Here is a 14,593-nt window from a genome sequence, read left to right on the forward strand (position 1 = left end):
CCGTCCGATAGGGGGATATGCGCATGTTCGAGGTGTGGGCGCCCGAGGCGGCGCGGGTCGAGGTCGAGCACGGGGGCGCCCGGCACGAGATGTCGCGGGGCGAGGGCGGCCGGTGGACCGCCCCCGGCGACGAGCACGACCTCGACTACGCCTTCTTCGTGGACGGCGAGGGGCCGTTCCCCGACCCCCGGACGCGGCGGCAGCCGTACGGGGTGAACGGCCCGAGCCGGGTCTACCACCACGACAGGTTCGCCTGGACGGACCAGGACTGGCACGGCCGCGACCTGCGCGGCGGGGTGATCTACGAGCTGCACGTCGGCACGTTCTCGCCCGAAGGCACCTTCCGGGGAGTGGCCGACCGGCTCGACCACCTGGTCGGCCTCGGGATCGACTTCGTCGAGATCATGCCGGTGCCGCCCGTGCCGGGGAAGCGCAACTGGGGCTACGACGGCGTGGAGCTCTACGCGGTCTTCGAGGAGTACGGCGGGCCGGACGGGCTCAAGAGCCTGGTGGACGCCTGCCACCGGGCCGGTGTCGGGGTCATCCTCGACGTCGTCTACAACCACCTCGGGCCCTCGGGCAACTACCTGGCCAAGTACGGGCCCTACTTCCACGACGCGAAGGGGTCCTACTGGGGCGACGCGGTCAACCTGGACGGGCCCGGTTCGGACGGGGTGCGGCGCTACTTCATCGAGAACGCCCTGCAGTGGCTGCGCGACTACCACATCGACGGGCTGCGCCTCGACGCCGTGCACGCCCTGCACGACAAGCGCGCCGTCCACTTCCTGGAGGAGCTGTCGGCCGAGGTCGACGCGCTGTCCGCCGCCGTGGGCCGACCGCTGACGCTCATCGCCGAGTCGGACCTCAACGACCCCCGCATGGTCACCCCGCGCGAGGCCGGCGGACTCGGCATGCACGCGAGCTGGAACGACGACGTCCACCACGCCATCCACGCGAACGTCACGGGGGAGACCAACGCCTACTACGGCGACTTCGCCACCCTGTCGTCCCTGGCCAAGGTGCTGACATCCGGCTATTTCCACGACGGCACCTACTCGTCGTTCCGGGGGCGCTCGCACGGCCGGCCGGCGACCGGGATTCCCGGGCACCGGTTCGTCTGCTGCGCGCAGAACCACGACCAGATCGGCAACCGGCCCGAAGGCGACCGCATGCGGCCCGAGCAGCTCCGCCTCGCCTCCGGGCTGCTGCTGACCTCGCCGTTCACCCCGATGCTGTTCATGGGCGAGGAGTGGGGGGCGACCACCCCGTTCTACTTCTTCACCGACCACTTCGAGCCGCACCTGGCGGAGGGCGAGGGCGAACGGCGCAGGAAGGAGTTCGAGGGCTTCGGCTACGACTGGAAGGCCCCCGAACCGGGCGAGGAGACGACCTTCCTGCGCTCCAAGCTCGACTGGGAGGAGACGGCCAAGGACGAGCACGCCTCGCTGCTCGGCTGGTATCGCGACCTCATCGCGCTCCGCAAGTCTCATCCGGATCTCACCGATCCCCGCCTGGACCGGGTGCGGGTCGAGGTGGACGAGGACCGGCGCGTCGTGGTGATCGAACGCGGTGGGCTGCGGATCGCCGCCAACTTCTCCGAAGGCCCGGTGCCCGTACGGCTGGCCGCGTCGCGGCTCCTGCTCGCCTCCGACGAGTCCGCCCGCCTGACCGGCGACGTTCTCGAACTGCCGGGCCGCTCCCTAGCCGTCGCGGAGGTCTGACAGGCGGACGAGCTGGCATCCGCAGAATCGGTGTCATAGGCTGGTTCGTGCAGAGAATCTGCGTGAAGATGCAGATGACATGTGGGAACTAGACACCGGTGGGGAGATCGTGGTGCTGCTCCGCTTTCGGGTGGCCAATCACCGATCCATCCGGGATGAGCAGGAGCTGTCGCTCATCGCCACGGAGTTCGACGAGGGGACGGCCCGATCGACGGGCCTCCGCCACCGGGGGCGCGATGTCCTGGCGCAGCCCGTGGTGGGCGTTTTCGGAGCCAATGCCTCTGGGAAGTCCAACCTGCTCAGCGCGCTTCTGGCAATGAGAGAGGCGGTACGGAACTCATTCGCCGACTGGGCGAAGTCGCCGGAGGCGGTGCCCCGGGAGCCGTTCAAACTCGACGCCGGGGCCCGTGAGAACACGACCCTCTTCGAAGTCGACCTCGTGCTTGGCCGGGAGCCGGTCCGTTATACCTACGGCTTCGAGTTGTCGGATGAGCGTGTGGAGGCGGAATGGTTGCACGCCTACCCACACGGCCGCCGGAACGTCTGGTTCGACCGTGAGGCGGCTCGGCCCGGATCGGAAGGCGGGGAGTTCGTCTTCAAAGGCGAGGGTTTCAAGGGCGAACGCGATGCTCTGGTGAAGTTCACCCGTCCCAACGCGCTGTTCCTGTCCACCGGCGTCACGTTCAACGATCCTCAGTTGTCCGCGATCCACCGGTGGTTTTTGCGCGACCTGCGCGCTGTCTGGCCGGGAAGAATTCGCAAGTCCCGGCCGAACTCGACACGCCATCTGCTGACGCATCCGGAGCTCACGAATCACTACCACGCACGGATCGTCGATCTCCTGCAGTCGGCCGATCTGGGAATCACCAGGCTCGACACGGACCCGGATACCGGAGAGATCAGGCTTTGGCACCGTACGTCAGATGGGGGCGAGGCCCCTCTGGATTTCTATTCGGAAGAATCCTTGGGCACGCACGCCTGGTTCGCCTTCCTGGGCCCCATGCTTACCGTCTTGGATCAGGGTTCGGTTCTTGTGGTCGATGAACTGGATTCGAGCCTGCACCCCGCACTCGCGGCGGAGGTCGTGCGCGTCTTCCAAGATCCCGATGCCAATCCTCGTGGCGCGCAATTGCTTTTCACGACACACGACGCGACCCTGCTCGGCAGCGCGGTCCTCGACCGTCCACTCGGCCGGGACCAGGTGTGGATTACCACGAAGAAACGCTCGGGGCAGACTGAACTGTACCCCTTGAGCGAGGCGAAGCCGCGCAAGGAGGAGAACCTTGAGCGCGGTTATCTCCGTGGCCGTTACGGTGGGATTCCGCGTGTGACGGCGGGTGAGATCGTCCGTGAGGTTGCCCGGCAGGAGGCGAAGGCGACGGCGTGAGCAGGCGCACCGAGGACGGCAGGGAACAGAGCGCACGGAGAAGACGCGGGCGGCTGGACGACGAGCGCCCGCTCACGCGCAGGCCCGAGTCGCGTAGGCGGGAAGTGCGCGTGCTGTACGTGGCATGCGAGGGCGAATCGACGGAACCGGACTATTTGCAATACCTGAACGAGCAGTTCGGCGACGGCGACGGCCGGGAGCGGCAGCCCTTTCGTATTCAGCCGGTCTACCGAAGGAACGGGATGACCCCGTCCCAGGTTGTGGAAGCAGCCAGAGCAGCGGCCGCGGAAGATGAGGCATGGGCGCTCTTCGACCGCGATCGCTGGGACGACATTCCCCAGGCGATCAAGGCGGCGGCTGAGTCCCGCATCGAGCTCGCGTTCTCCCATCCGTCCTTCGACCTGTGGCTGCTGTTGCATTTTCAGGCGTTCTCAGGGGCGCAGAGCGGCAGCAGTAAGAACGTGGTCGACAAGTTACGGCAGGCGGCGGCCGCCTTCCGTGAGTGGACCGCTCGCTCAGGACACGCCCCGGGCTGTCCGATCCTGCGCCGCGATCCGTCCACCGACGTGTGGCGTCTGCTGGTCGCACTGGGAATCGTCTGAGACGTGGTCCGGCAGGCAAGGCGCACGCTGACGAGGCATATGCTCCTCTCTCCGGTATGAACTGGTCAGGCCCTGTCGAGGATGAGGTCCGCGGCGCGCCAGGCCATCGCCATGATGGGGCCGTTCAGGTTGCCGGAGATCATGGTGGGCAGCACCGAGCAGTCGACGATCCGCAGGTTGTCGACGCCCCGCACGCGCAGCCGCGAGTCGACCACGTCGTCGTCGCCCGGGCCCATCGCGCAGGTGCCCATCGCATGGTAACCGCAGTAGCCGCCGCCCAGCGCCGCGTCGATGATCTCCTCGTCTGACTCGACCCGGGGACCGGGGAACGTCTCGGACGCCAGCCGGCCCGCGATCGGCTCCTGGGCGAAGTACTCGCGCATCCGGCGGAACAGGTCGACGCCGACGCGCCGATCGTGCTCGGAGCCGAAGTAGTCGGGCTCGATGCGCAGCGGCGCGCCGGGGTCGGCCGAGGTGATGGCCACGCTGCCCTCCGCGGTCGGGCGCAGGATCTCGGCGACGACCGAGACCCCGGGCTGCCGCTCGACCGCGACCGTCTCGCCCGCGCGGTACGTCGCCACCGACCACGGCCCCATCAGCAGTTGGGCGTCCGGCCGGTCCAGCTCGGGCCGGGTCTTGAGGAAGGCGATCACGTCGTAGGCCGGCGCGGCCAGCGGTCCCTTGTGGTTGAGCAGGTAGCGCAGCGCGGTGACGCCCTGCCGCAGCGGCGTGGACAGCATGCGGTTGTAGCCGAGATCCTCCTTCAGCCGGAACTTCAGTGCCAGGCACCGGTGCTCGCGCATGCGGGCGCCGACCATCGGCCGGTCCAGCCGGACCTCCACCCCGGCCGCCCGCAGCACCTCCGCGGGGCCGATGCCGGACGACTGCAGCAGCTTCGGCGTGCCCAGGCTGCCCAGGGACAGGACGACCTCCCGGGCCGCGCGGTATTCGACGGTGGCGCCGCCGGCGTCCCGGGCGGTGACCCCGACGACCTTGTCGCCGTCGAACAGCAGCCCGGTCACCGTCGTCCCGGTCACGACGGTGAGGTTGCTCCGGTCGCGTACGGGGTGCAGGAAGGCCCGGGCAGCGCTGAACCGCCGCCCGTCCTTGATGGTCGCCATCGCGTGGCCGACGCGTTCGTCGTCGGACTCGTTGACGTCCGCCATCGCGGTCAGGCCGAGCGCGACGCCGGATGCGATCATCTCGTCGCAGAGGGGATCGGGGTCGCGCGGAGGGGACACGTGCAGCGGCCCGCCGGCCCCGCGGGTCGCCGTCGGGCCAAGGGCGTTGTCCTCCATCGCCCGGAAGATCGGCAGAATCGTGTCCCAGCCCCAGCCGGGGTTGCCGAGCCGTACGAGTTCGTCGTAGTCGGCGCGGTGGCCGCGGTTGTACACCATGCCGTTGATGGAGCTCGACCCGCCGAGAACCCGGCCGCGCGGCCATATCTCGGCCTGCCCGTCGGGACCGAACGGCTGTGTCCGGTAGTGCCAGACCTTCCGCGGATCGTCGAAGAGCTTTCCGAACCCCTTGGGCACGTGGTAGAGCGGGTGGCGGTCGGCGCCGCCCGCCTCCACGAGCAGGACGCGGACGTCCGGATCCTCCGACAGCCGGTTGGCCAGGACGCATCCGGCCGACCCGGCCCCGATCACCAAATAGTCGATCATTCCCTCATAGTGCCCACGCCGCTCCGGCGAGGGTAGGCCTCAAGCGGCCTGGGCTACGGGCAGCTCGAAGGTGACGGTGTCGGGGACCGCGGTGTAGAGCCGCCAGCTCAGGCAGGTGCGCTGCGAGACGACGGTGACGTGCAGGCCGCAGCCCGCCAGCCAGAGGGCCAGGTCGGCGAAGTAGCCGTCGCCCGACCCGATCACCGCCCGCTCGAACCGCAGGTCCACCCGAGTCGTACGGGCCGCCTCGTCGAGGGCGTGGTCGGCGCCGTCCGGCCCCGAGCGGGCCAGCAACTGCACCCCGCGCAGCGCGATCCCCACGGAGACGAGCGCGTTGTGGTTGACCGCCACGATGAACTGGTCCAGCGGCCCGACCGGCACCGTGCGCTGGTAGGCGCCCATCACCCGCCGTACGTCGTGGGTGGTCGGAAGGGGGGATCCCGTGAGGTTCTCGATGTCCAGGAGATGGATCGCGCGCCCGCGGCGAAGTGACCTGAAGCGAGTGATGGGGGTGCTCACGATCCTTGCTCCCTTCCATGGCGACTTCTGGCGTCCATTAGAGCATGTGTTGACACAATCAACCAGTCCTTGGTGCGACGTTGCCCATGTCCGAGGCATCGGATATGGTCCGGTCTGATCGAAGAACCGGCGGAAGGCGGAGCGGCGTGCGGCGAGACGTACACGTCACCGCGGCGGACATCGCCCGCCTGGCCGGCGTGGGACGTGCGGCGGTCAGCAACTGGCGCCGCAGGCACGACGACTTTCCCGAGCCCGTGGGAGGCACGTCCACCAGCCCGGCGTTCTCACTCGCGGAGATCCGGGAGTGGCTGCGCGGCCACGCCGAGGGCAGGGACCTGCCTCCGGACGAGTGGCTCTGGCAGGACCTGCGCACCACCGTGGACGACGACGACCTCGCCGACCTGATCGCCGACCTCGGGGCCTTCCTGGTGTACGTGCAGCACGAGGCGGACGACTGGCGCGGGCTCTCGGCGGGGACCAACGAGGAGGTGGCGCGGGGACTTCCGGCCCGGGTGCGCGCGACGTGCGCGAAGACCGTCAGCGCGGAGGCGTTTCCCGAGTCCGTGCCGGTGACCAGGGTGCCGCTGGTCCGCTCCATCGCCCGGCTGGCCGCCGAACGCGGCGTCCGCGACACCTTCGAGTTCCTGTGTGAGCGGTACTTCGAGGTGCACACCCGGCGCGTCTACTCCACTCCCGCCGAGATCGTCACGCTCACGCTCGACCTCGTGGGCGACGGGTTCGGCTCCGTGCTCGACCCGGCCTGCGGCTCGGGACGCATCCTCGGCCGCGCGCTCGAGCGCGCGCCCGGGACCCGGCTGCTCGGCCAGGACGTCGACCCGGTGGCCGCCCGGCTCACCGCCGTACGGCTCGCGCTGCGCTGCGACAACGCGCGGATCAGGCCGGGAGACTCCCTGCGCGCGGACGCCTTCCCCGGCGAGCTGGCGGACGCGGTGGTGTGCAACCCGCCGTTCAACGACCGCAACTGGGGCTACGAGGAGCTGACGGCCGACCCCCGGTGGGAGTACGGCCTGCCGCCGCGCGTGGAGCCGGAGCTGGCCTGGGTGCAGCACGCGCTCGCCCACCTGGCGCCGGGAGGCGTGGCCGTGCTCCTCATGCCCCCGGCCGTCGCCAGCCGCAGGTCGGGCCGCCGGATCAGGTCCCAGCTGCTGCGGCGCGGCGCGTTGCGCGCGGTCATCACGCTCCCGCAGGGCGCCGTGCCCAACGTGGCGGTCGGCCTGACGCTGTGGATCCTGTGCCAGCCGTCCGAGGGCGGCACGCCGAGCCATGTGCTGATGGTCGACACCTCCGGCAGGCCGGACGACTACGCCGGGGTGGCCGTCCAGGCATGGCGGGAGTTCTGCGCGGGGCGCGAGCTGGACGAGCCCGGCGTCAGCAGGTCGGTCCCGCTCGTCGATCTGCTCGACGAGGACGTGGACCTCACCCCCACGCGCTACCTGTCCACGGCCGCCGACGACCTGTCATCGGAACGGATCGCCGGAGCCCGTTCCCGGCTCGCCGAGCTGCTGGGGACCGTCGGCGGGCTGCTGCCGTCCGTCGCGGCGGCGCCACCGGAGGAGCTCGCGCTGGTCCCGCTGCCCGAGCTGGTGCGGCGCGGCATGCTCGTCGTGGAGCAGCAGACGCCGGCCCGGCCGGGGGAGGAACCTCCTCGGGGGACGCCCGTGCTCACCGTCGAGGACGTGCTCGAAGACCGGCCCGCGACGGGAGCCCCGGAGCAGGCCGGGGCGATGCCGATCGTCACGCGGCCCGGCGACGTCGTGGTGCCGCAGGTCGTGGCCGCCCCGGTCGCGCGGGTGCTGACGAAGGGCGACGCCCTGCTCGGCCCCTATTTGTCCCTGCTGCGGCCGGATCCCGAGGTGCTCGACCCCGACTTCCTCGCCGGATTCCTCTGCGCGTCCGTCAACGTCCGCCACTACACCTCGATGTCCTCGCGCTACCGGGTGGACGTACGGCGCGCGGAGCTGCCGCTGCTGCCGATGGAGGAGCAACGCAGGTATGGCGCGGCGTTCCGGCGTCTGGCCGGTTTCCGGTCGGCCCTGCGCGAGGCGGCGGTGCTCGGCGAGGACCTGGCCAGGCTGGTGGCCGACGGCCTCACCCACGGCGCGGTGCGGCCGCACGAGTAGGGTCGGGTGCCGTGAGCGGTGAACTGGAGCACCTGGCCGCCCGGCTGCGCGAGTTCGTCCGCGTGCGGGACTGGGAGAAGTTCCACACGCCCAAGAACCTGGCGATGGCCCTCGCCGGAGAGGCGGGGGAACTGGTCGCCGAGTTCCAGTGGCTGACGGCCGAGGAGTCGCGCGACCTCGACGAGGACGCCCTGAGCAGGGTTCGGGCCGAGCTCGGGGACGTGACGTTGTATCTGGTCAGGCTGGCCGACGCGCTGGGCGTCGACCTCGCCGAGGCCGCGAACGCGAAGCTGGACGACAACGAGCGCCGGTACGATCCCGAGACCTATCGCGGCTCCGCCAGGAAGGCTCCTCCGCTGACCCCGTGACGACCCCGGCGTCGCCCGGTCAGGGCCAGGCGAGGAGCTGGAACCAGACGGACTTGCCGTACGGGGTGAGGGCCCAGCCCCAGTGGTGGGAGAACGTCTGAACGATCGCGAGCCCCCGGCCGAACGCGTCGAGCGTGCCGGCGCGGCGCAGCCGGGGGAGCGTGGGACAGGGGTCGTGGACGTCCACGACGAGGAGGTCCTTCTCCCGGCTGACCGTCACGCGGACCGTGCTCGCCGCCGGGGCTCCGGTGGCGGCGGTCGTGCCGTGGGTGAGCGCGTTGGTGATGAGTTCCGACGCCAGGAGCTCGGCGACCTCGGGGACGTCCGCGGCCGCGTTCCAGTCGACGGCCACATCTCTGACGAAACGCCGCCCCGAGGCGACGCATCTGATGTCGCACGGCAGCCGTCTCTCGCCGAGGACGGGGACGAGCCGGTCGGGCGTGTAGCGATATTCGGCCAGCACCGTGCGGGCCACGACTGCCTCGGTCATCGGCGTTCTCCCGGTTGTGGAAATCCACATCCAGACTGTCGAGTCACGACTACTGTAAGTATCGATTTCGTTACCAAGGACGACATTTGAAGGCCATGTCCATGTCGTTGAACTCCGACACAAGGGGGCTTTGTGGTCGATGTCTACTCGCCACAGGCGATATGGGGCAGAGAGCTGCGCCACTACCGGCAGGCGGCGGGGCTGACGCAGGCCCAACTGGCCCAGAAGGTGCATTTCAGCGAGTCCCTGATCAGCGGTATCGAGACCGGTCAGCTCCCGGCCAGCCCGGAGTTCGCGCAGTGCTGCGACGAGGTCCTGTCCACCGGCGGGGCGCTGCATCGCCTCCTCGACTGGCGCAAGGGCCAGGTGTTCCCCTCCTGGTTCGGCAAGTGGCGCGACAAGGAGCAGGTCGCCACCGCGCTCCGCACCTATCAGCCGCTTGTGATTCCCGGCTTGCTCCAAACAGAGGCGTACGCCCGCGTGTTGTTGTCGGGGGACGAGACGGCGGTGGCCGCGCGGCTGGACCGCCAGCGGATCCTCGCCCGTGAGGATCCGCGACCGCCGATCCTCCGGTGCGTCGTCGACGAGGCCGTTCTGCACCGGCCGATCGGGGAAGCACTGGTCATGCGCGAACAACTGAATCATCTGCTGGCGATGGTGAGCCCGAGGCTGAGCATTCAGGTCGTGCCGCATGGAATGCATTCGGGCTTGCTCGGTGGGTTCTCCATTGCGACGCTGGATGGAGGAAATGTCCTGGTTTATATGGAGACGGCCGTCCGGGGCCTCACTACGAGTGACCAAGAGGACGTCACGGCAGCCATCGAGTGCTTCGAAGCCATCAGGACCGAGGCGTTGCCGCTGAGCATGTCCACCGACCTCATCAGAAAGACAGTGGAGGAGAGATGGACCTGAGCCGGGCGCGCTGGCGCAAGTCGAGCTACTCGGGAAGCAACGGCGGGGACTGCGTCGAGGTCGCGGAGGTCGACGGCGACGGACCCGGGCACAAGAGCGGCCGGCTGATCGCCGTGCGGGACTCGAAGGACCCCGACGGCCCCGCGCTGTTCTTCACCCCTGAGGAGTGGAAGGCGTTCCTCCTCGGCGTCCACGCCGGTGAGTTCGAGCCGAGCCGCTGACCAGGCCCTCGCGTCGTGGGGCGATCCGTACGCGAGGGCCGGTCGGGTTACGTCAGCTCTCGATGAACTGGTGGTCGGTCCTGATGCGGCCGTCCTCGCCGAGCGTGAGGAAGTCGAACCCGACCGAGTCCACCTCGCCGGAGGCGGTCCGCACCATCTCCCAGTTGAAGCGGACCGCGCCGTGGTGGCCGCCGGCGTTCTCCACGGCCCGGAAGACGTACGCGCCCGGCGCCACCCACTTGTCGTACGACGTGGCGATGCGCACCTCCAGCTCCGCGTGGCCGCGGGCCTCCATGGACGGGGTGTAGTGGGCGGCGTCGGGGGCGAACAGCTGGGCGATCATCTCGCGGCGTACGGCGGCGTCGGGCTCGTTCCACACGGCGACGTAGCGGCGGGCCAGGTCGTTGAGGTCGTTCATGTTTCTCCTCGTGAAGACGGTCAGGCTGTGGCTCTCGCACGCGGGAGCCACTGGACGAGAGCGGCGATGGCCAGGGTGATGACGATGAGGTAGACGAGCCCGTGCTGGAACGCCACGGTGACGCCGCCGGACAGGGCGCCGTAGAAGACGATGCCGATGATGCCGACGCCCAGCGCGCCGCCGACCTGCTGGGCGGTGGTGAGGGCGCCCGCGGCGCCGCCGGCGTGGTGCGGGGCGACCCTCGACAGGACGGTGCCCATGATGGGCGCCAGCACCAGCCCCATGCCGGCCCCGTCGACGGCGAGCACGGGCACCAGCCAGCCGATCGGCGCGTTCCCGGCGACCGCGATCAGAAGGACGGCCAGGCTGACCGCCCTGGTCAGGCCGCCGAACGCGATGATCTGGCGGCCGAAGCGCGCGGCCAGGCGCGGCGCGAGCAGCGACGCCGCGAGGTAGCCCGCGCCGATCGGCGTGAAGACCAGGCCGGCGTGCAGGGCGTCCAGGCCCCGGCCCTCCTGGGAGTACATGGCGAAGATCAAGAAGTACGCCGCCATGCCCATCGAGAACGCGAGATTGGTGAGCAGCCCCGCCGTGACGGCGCGCTCGCGGAACAGGGCGAGGTCGATCAGCGGCGAGTCGTGCCGCCGCCGGGCGTACGCCAGCAGCAGCGCGACGGCCAGGGCGAACGACACCCAGGTCCACACCGGCCACCCCTGCTCGCGGCCCTCGATCAGCGGCAGCAGCGTGGCCGCCAGCGCGAGCGTGACCAGGGCGGCCCCGCCGAGGTCGAGCCGTACGGCACCGGCCGCGCGGCTCTCCGGGATCACCCGCCAGGTCGCGGCGAGAGCGGCGGCGCCGATCGGGAGGTTGATCAGGAAGCAGGCCCGCCAGCCGAGCCCGAACAGGTCGGCCTGGATGAGCAGACCCCCGGCCAGCTGGCCGAACACCGCGGCGAGACCCATGGTCAGCGCGTACGCGTTGACGGCTCTGGCCTGGGCGGCGCCGCTGTAGGCGGTGCGGATGACGGCCAGCACCTGCGGGGCGAGGACGGCGGCCGCGGCCCCCTGGACGACGCGGGCGGCCACCAGCGAACCCGCGTCGGGGGCCAGCCCGCAGGCGACCGAGGCCAGTGTGAACAGGGCGAGGCCGAGGGCGAACATCCGGCGCCGGCCGAACACGTCGCCCAGGCGTCCGCCCAGGACCAGCCCAGAGCCGTACGCCAGGGCGTATCCGGCGACCACCCACTCGATGGCGGACGGCCCGGCGTGCAGATCCCGCTGCGTGGTGGGGATGGCCACATTGACGATGAAGAAATCGAGGATCGCGACGAAGACGCCGGTCAGCACGGTGGGGAGAGTCCCCGCGCGGGCCATTGACACTCCTGGGATAGATAGACCAATCGGTATATGGCGCCTAATTAGATAGACCGATTGATCTACTGTCAAGCGCGTGCCACAATCGTCAGGTGACGACGAGACCCGGCCCCCGCGAGCGGCTGCTCGACGCCGCCAGGGAGCTCACCTACAGCCAGGGCGTGCAGGTGGGCGTCGACGCGATCCTCAAGCAGGCCGATGTCGCGAGACGCTCGCTCTACCAGCACTTCGGGGGCAAGGACGGCCTCGTGGCCGAGGTGCTGCGCAGTGACGGCGGGCTCGACCGCTACCGCCAGGTCATGGACGAGGCCGGGGACGACCCGCGCGAGCGGGTGCTGGCCGTGTTCGACGAGCTCGACGTCATCACCTCGCAGCCCTCGTTCCGGGGGTGCCGTTACACCGCGGCCGAGCTCACGCTCACCGACCCCGGGCATCCGGCGCACGCGGAGGTGCGGGCCTTCAAGGAGGGACTGCACCGGCTGATGGCGGCGGAACTCACCCGCCACGGGCATCCCGCTCCCGACGCGGGCGCCGACCAGCTCCTCGTGCTCGTCGACGGCGTGCTCGCCCACGCCGTCACCCGGCCCGGCGCCCGTCCCGCCCTGGCCGCGCGGGCGCTCGCGGAGGCCGTACTCGCAGCGCCGAAGTGATTGGCCTTGCCCAAATTTGACTGTTTCGGTCATCTCCTGGTTGATGATCCGCAAGGATGATCGCCAGGACGCCGCCCGGACGGAGGGCGGCGGTTGGGAAAGGACAACGTATGCGCAGGTCCGCGAGTACGGTCGTCGTCGCAGCGGCGCTGGCCGTCGGAGGGCTCGTCGCCAACCCGGCATACGCGATCTCCGCCGGCTACACCCCCGAGGGCGTGTGCGGCTCCGGCTTCGGCAGGGTCACTCACGACGGCAGCCGGCCGGTGAAGACCCCTTCGGGGCAGGTCTTCGGGCGCGTCTACCTGCTCTACAACCGCTCGACCGGGCAGAACTGCGTCGTCACCATCAAGTCGGCGTACGTCGGCACGCCCACCAGGACTTCCGCCCAGCTCATGGTGAAGCTGTCCAACACGAGGACGGCCGAGAAGATCGACCATCTGAAGAAGTACAAGTACTACGCCGGCCCGGTGAAGCTGAACGCCAAGGGCAAGTGCGTGAAGTACTACGGCACTGTCGCCGACACGCGCGTCGACGGGGAGATCGCGAGCGGTGGCCGCCTGACGTGGGGCAACTGCAAGTGACCCCGGACGTCCCCACCACGGCCCGGTAGGGCCGGACGCGGGCGCCGCCCGGCCGGCGCCGGGCGGCGCCTCCGGTGGAAGCCGTCGTGGGTGGCGGGTCCCCGGTGCGGGCAGGTCCCCCGGGCGCGGGCCCCGGCCGTCTCCCCGGGGCGGCCACCGCGCCGCAAGCGGGCGAGCCTGCCCCGGTGGGCCTCTAGCATCGGTGCGGCACGAGCCGGATGCGAGGAGACGTACGTACAGATGGGTGCCAATCACAGTCACGGCACGTCCGCCCTGCCCGTTTCCCGCCGGACCGTGGTGGCGACGCTGGCCGTCATCGTTCCCGTCGCCCTGGCGACGGTGGCCGCCCTGATATGGCTGTGGCCGGGCGACGGCCTGCCATCCGGTTCGTCCTCGTCCTCGCTCCGCCAGGTCAGCGGGACGATCGTCGACATCGTCCCCAAGCCGTGCCCCGCCGTACCGGACGGGCGGGCGGCCGGTCCGGCCGCGGCGCCGGGCTCCGATGCCTGCGGGAACGCCCGCGTCAGGATCACCGGTGGGCCCGACGAGGGCCGGAGCGTCACCACCGATCTGCCCACCGGTCCCGGTGCGCAGCGGTTCGCGGTGGGCGAGGACGTGGTGCTGGTCCATATGCCGGACGGCGCGCTCGACGCACCCGAGTTTCTGCTGTCGGACCACGACCGGTCCGCTCCGCTGTGGCTGTTCGCCGCCGCGTTCGCCCTCGCGGTGGTCGCCTTCGGACGCTGGCGCGGACTGACCGCGCTGATCGGGCTGGCCGTGACCTTCGTCCTGCTGCTGACCTTCGTCGTCCCCGCGATCCTCGCCGGTGAGCCGCCGGCCCTGGTGGCGATCGTGGGCTCCGCCGCGATCATGCTGGCGGTCCTCTACCTCACCCACGGCTTCACGATCGCGACCTCGATGGCGGTGCTGGGCACGCTGGTCAGCCTCACCCTCACGGGTCTGCTGTCCGCGTTCGCCATCGACGTCGCGCACCTCTCGGGGGTCACCGACGATAGCTCGTTCCTGCTCGACAGCGACTACCGGATCAACGGGCAGGGCCTGCTGCTCGCGGGAATCATCATCGGCGCGCTCGGCGTCCTCGACGACGTCACCGTGACCCAGGCCGCCACCGTGGGGGAACTGGCCGTGGCCAACCCCGGCTACACCTTCGGGCGCCTCTACCGCGCCGCCGCCCGGGTCGGCCGGGCCCACATCGCCTCCGTGATCAACACGATCGTCCTCGCGTACGCCGGGGCGGCGCTGCCCCTGCTGTTGCTGTTCAGCGTCGGCGACCAGCCGCTCGGAGACGTGCTGCGCAACCCCGTCCTCGCCCAGGAGATCATCCGCAGCGTCGTCGGCACGCTGGGACTCATCGCGGCCGTCCCCGTGACCACCGCGCTGGCCGCCCTGGCGGCACCGCGGCGGCGCTCGGGGGAGGAACCGAAGGGCCACCGGCCGGCCGGTCCCGCGGCGGAAAAGGATTGGCCGGCGGAGCAGCACGTCCGATAGAACAGGCGCAGACCTACGACGACGAGAGGAGGGACGA

General features: G+C 70.4%; 15 protein-coding genes. 10 read left to right on the forward strand and 5 right to left on the reverse strand.

All coding sequences use genetic code 11. From position 1 onward, the window contains the following. The first annotated feature begins 23 nt into the window (after positions 1-23). From treZ to FLW16_RS28635, 3 genes are all read left to right on the forward strand, one after another. A complete protein-coding gene (gene treZ, locus FLW16_RS28625) occupies positions 24-1,721 on the forward strand; it encodes a malto-oligosyltrehalose trehalohydrolase (protein WP_142563239.1) in 1,698 nt (565 codons plus the stop codon). 109 nt (positions 1,722-1,830) lie between these two features. After that, the gene (locus FLW16_RS28630) at positions 1,831-3,108 is read left to right on the forward strand and encodes an ATP/GTP-binding protein (RefSeq protein ID WP_260615662.1); all 1,278 of its coding nucleotides are present in this window, start codon (positions 1,831-1,833) and stop codon (positions 3,106-3,108) included. Next, entirely contained in the window at positions 3,105-3,710 is a 606-nt protein-coding gene (locus FLW16_RS28635; RefSeq protein ID WP_142563240.1) for an RloB family protein, read from the forward strand. The genes FLW16_RS28630 and FLW16_RS28635 overlap by 4 nt, the downstream gene beginning before the upstream one ends. Positions 3,711-3,775: 65 nt before the next feature. Here the strand turns inward: FLW16_RS28635 and FLW16_RS28640 are convergent, their stop codons facing one another. Beyond that, a complete protein-coding gene (locus tag FLW16_RS28640) occupies positions 3,776-5,374 on the reverse strand; it encodes a GMC family oxidoreductase (RefSeq protein WP_142563241.1) in 1,599 nt (532 codons plus the stop codon). A gap of 39 nt (positions 5,375-5,413) precedes the next feature. Further along, complete coding sequence (locus FLW16_RS28645; protein ID WP_142563242.1) at positions 5,414-5,893, reverse strand: hypothetical protein; 480 nt, start codon at positions 5,891-5,893, stop codon at positions 5,414-5,416. A gap of 146 nt (positions 5,894-6,039) precedes the next feature. On the opposite strand from FLW16_RS28645, the gene FLW16_RS28650 reads away from it, so the two are divergent. Beyond that, positions 6,040-8,034 (forward strand): N-6 DNA methylase, encoded by a 1,995-nt coding sequence (locus FLW16_RS28650; protein WP_260615664.1) that lies wholly within the window; start codon positions 6,040-6,042, stop codon positions 8,032-8,034. Between the two features lie 11 nt (positions 8,035-8,045). Then, a complete protein-coding gene (locus tag FLW16_RS28655) occupies positions 8,046-8,402 on the forward strand; it encodes a nucleotide pyrophosphohydrolase (protein ID WP_142563244.1) in 357 nt (118 codons plus the stop codon). A gap of 19 nt (positions 8,403-8,421) precedes the next feature. Here FLW16_RS28655 and FLW16_RS28660 read toward each other — a convergent pair whose 3' ends face one another. Continuing rightward, the gene (locus FLW16_RS28660) at positions 8,422-8,892 is read right to left on the reverse strand and encodes an ATP-binding protein (protein WP_142563245.1); all 471 of its coding nucleotides are present in this window, start codon (positions 8,890-8,892) and stop codon (positions 8,422-8,424) included. 132 nt (positions 8,893-9,024) lie between these two features. On the opposite strand from FLW16_RS28660, the gene FLW16_RS28665 reads away from it, so the two are divergent. Further along, entirely contained in the window at positions 9,025-9,804 is a 780-nt protein-coding gene (locus FLW16_RS28665) for a helix-turn-helix transcriptional regulator (protein ID WP_142563246.1), read from the forward strand. Further along, positions 9,795-10,025, forward strand: a complete 231-nt coding sequence (locus FLW16_RS28670; RefSeq protein ID WP_142563247.1) for a DUF397 domain-containing protein — start codon at positions 9,795-9,797, stop codon at positions 10,023-10,025. Before FLW16_RS28665 ends, FLW16_RS28670 begins: the two co-directional genes overlap by 10 nt. 52 nt (positions 10,026-10,077) lie before the next feature. Here FLW16_RS28670 and FLW16_RS28675 read toward each other — a convergent pair whose 3' ends face one another. Further along, positions 10,078-10,443: a nuclear transport factor 2 family protein gene (locus FLW16_RS28675; protein WP_142563248.1), complete on the reverse strand. Its 366-nt coding sequence runs from the start codon at positions 10,441-10,443 to the stop codon at positions 10,078-10,080. A 20-nt stretch (positions 10,444-10,463) separates the two neighbouring features. Next, positions 10,464-11,816: an MFS transporter gene (locus FLW16_RS28680; protein WP_142563249.1), complete on the reverse strand. Its 1,353-nt coding sequence runs from the start codon at positions 11,814-11,816 to the stop codon at positions 10,464-10,466. Between the two features lie 92 nt (positions 11,817-11,908). Here FLW16_RS28680 and FLW16_RS28685 point away from each other — a divergent pair, with 92 nt between their 5' ends. The 3 genes from FLW16_RS28685 (at position 11,909) to FLW16_RS28695 (ending at position 14,556) form a co-directional block, all read left to right on the forward strand. After that, positions 11,909-12,466, forward strand: a complete 558-nt coding sequence (locus FLW16_RS28685) for a TetR/AcrR family transcriptional regulator (RefSeq protein WP_142563250.1) — start codon at positions 11,909-11,911, stop codon at positions 12,464-12,466. A gap of 110 nt (positions 12,467-12,576) precedes the next feature. Beyond that, complete coding sequence (locus FLW16_RS28690) at positions 12,577-13,047, forward strand: hypothetical protein (RefSeq protein ID WP_142563251.1); 471 nt, start codon at positions 12,577-12,579, stop codon at positions 13,045-13,047. A 240-nt stretch (positions 13,048-13,287) separates the two neighbouring features. Beyond that, complete coding sequence (locus FLW16_RS28695) at positions 13,288-14,556, forward strand: YibE/F family protein (protein ID WP_142563252.1); 1,269 nt, start codon at positions 13,288-13,290, stop codon at positions 14,554-14,556. Positions 14,557-14,593: the final 37 nt, after the last annotated feature.

Source organism: Microbispora sp. KK1-11, from assembly GCF_006874435.1.
In the GTDB taxonomy this organism is placed as follows: domain Bacteria; phylum Actinomycetota; class Actinomycetes; order Streptosporangiales; family Streptosporangiaceae; genus Microbispora; species Microbispora catharanthi.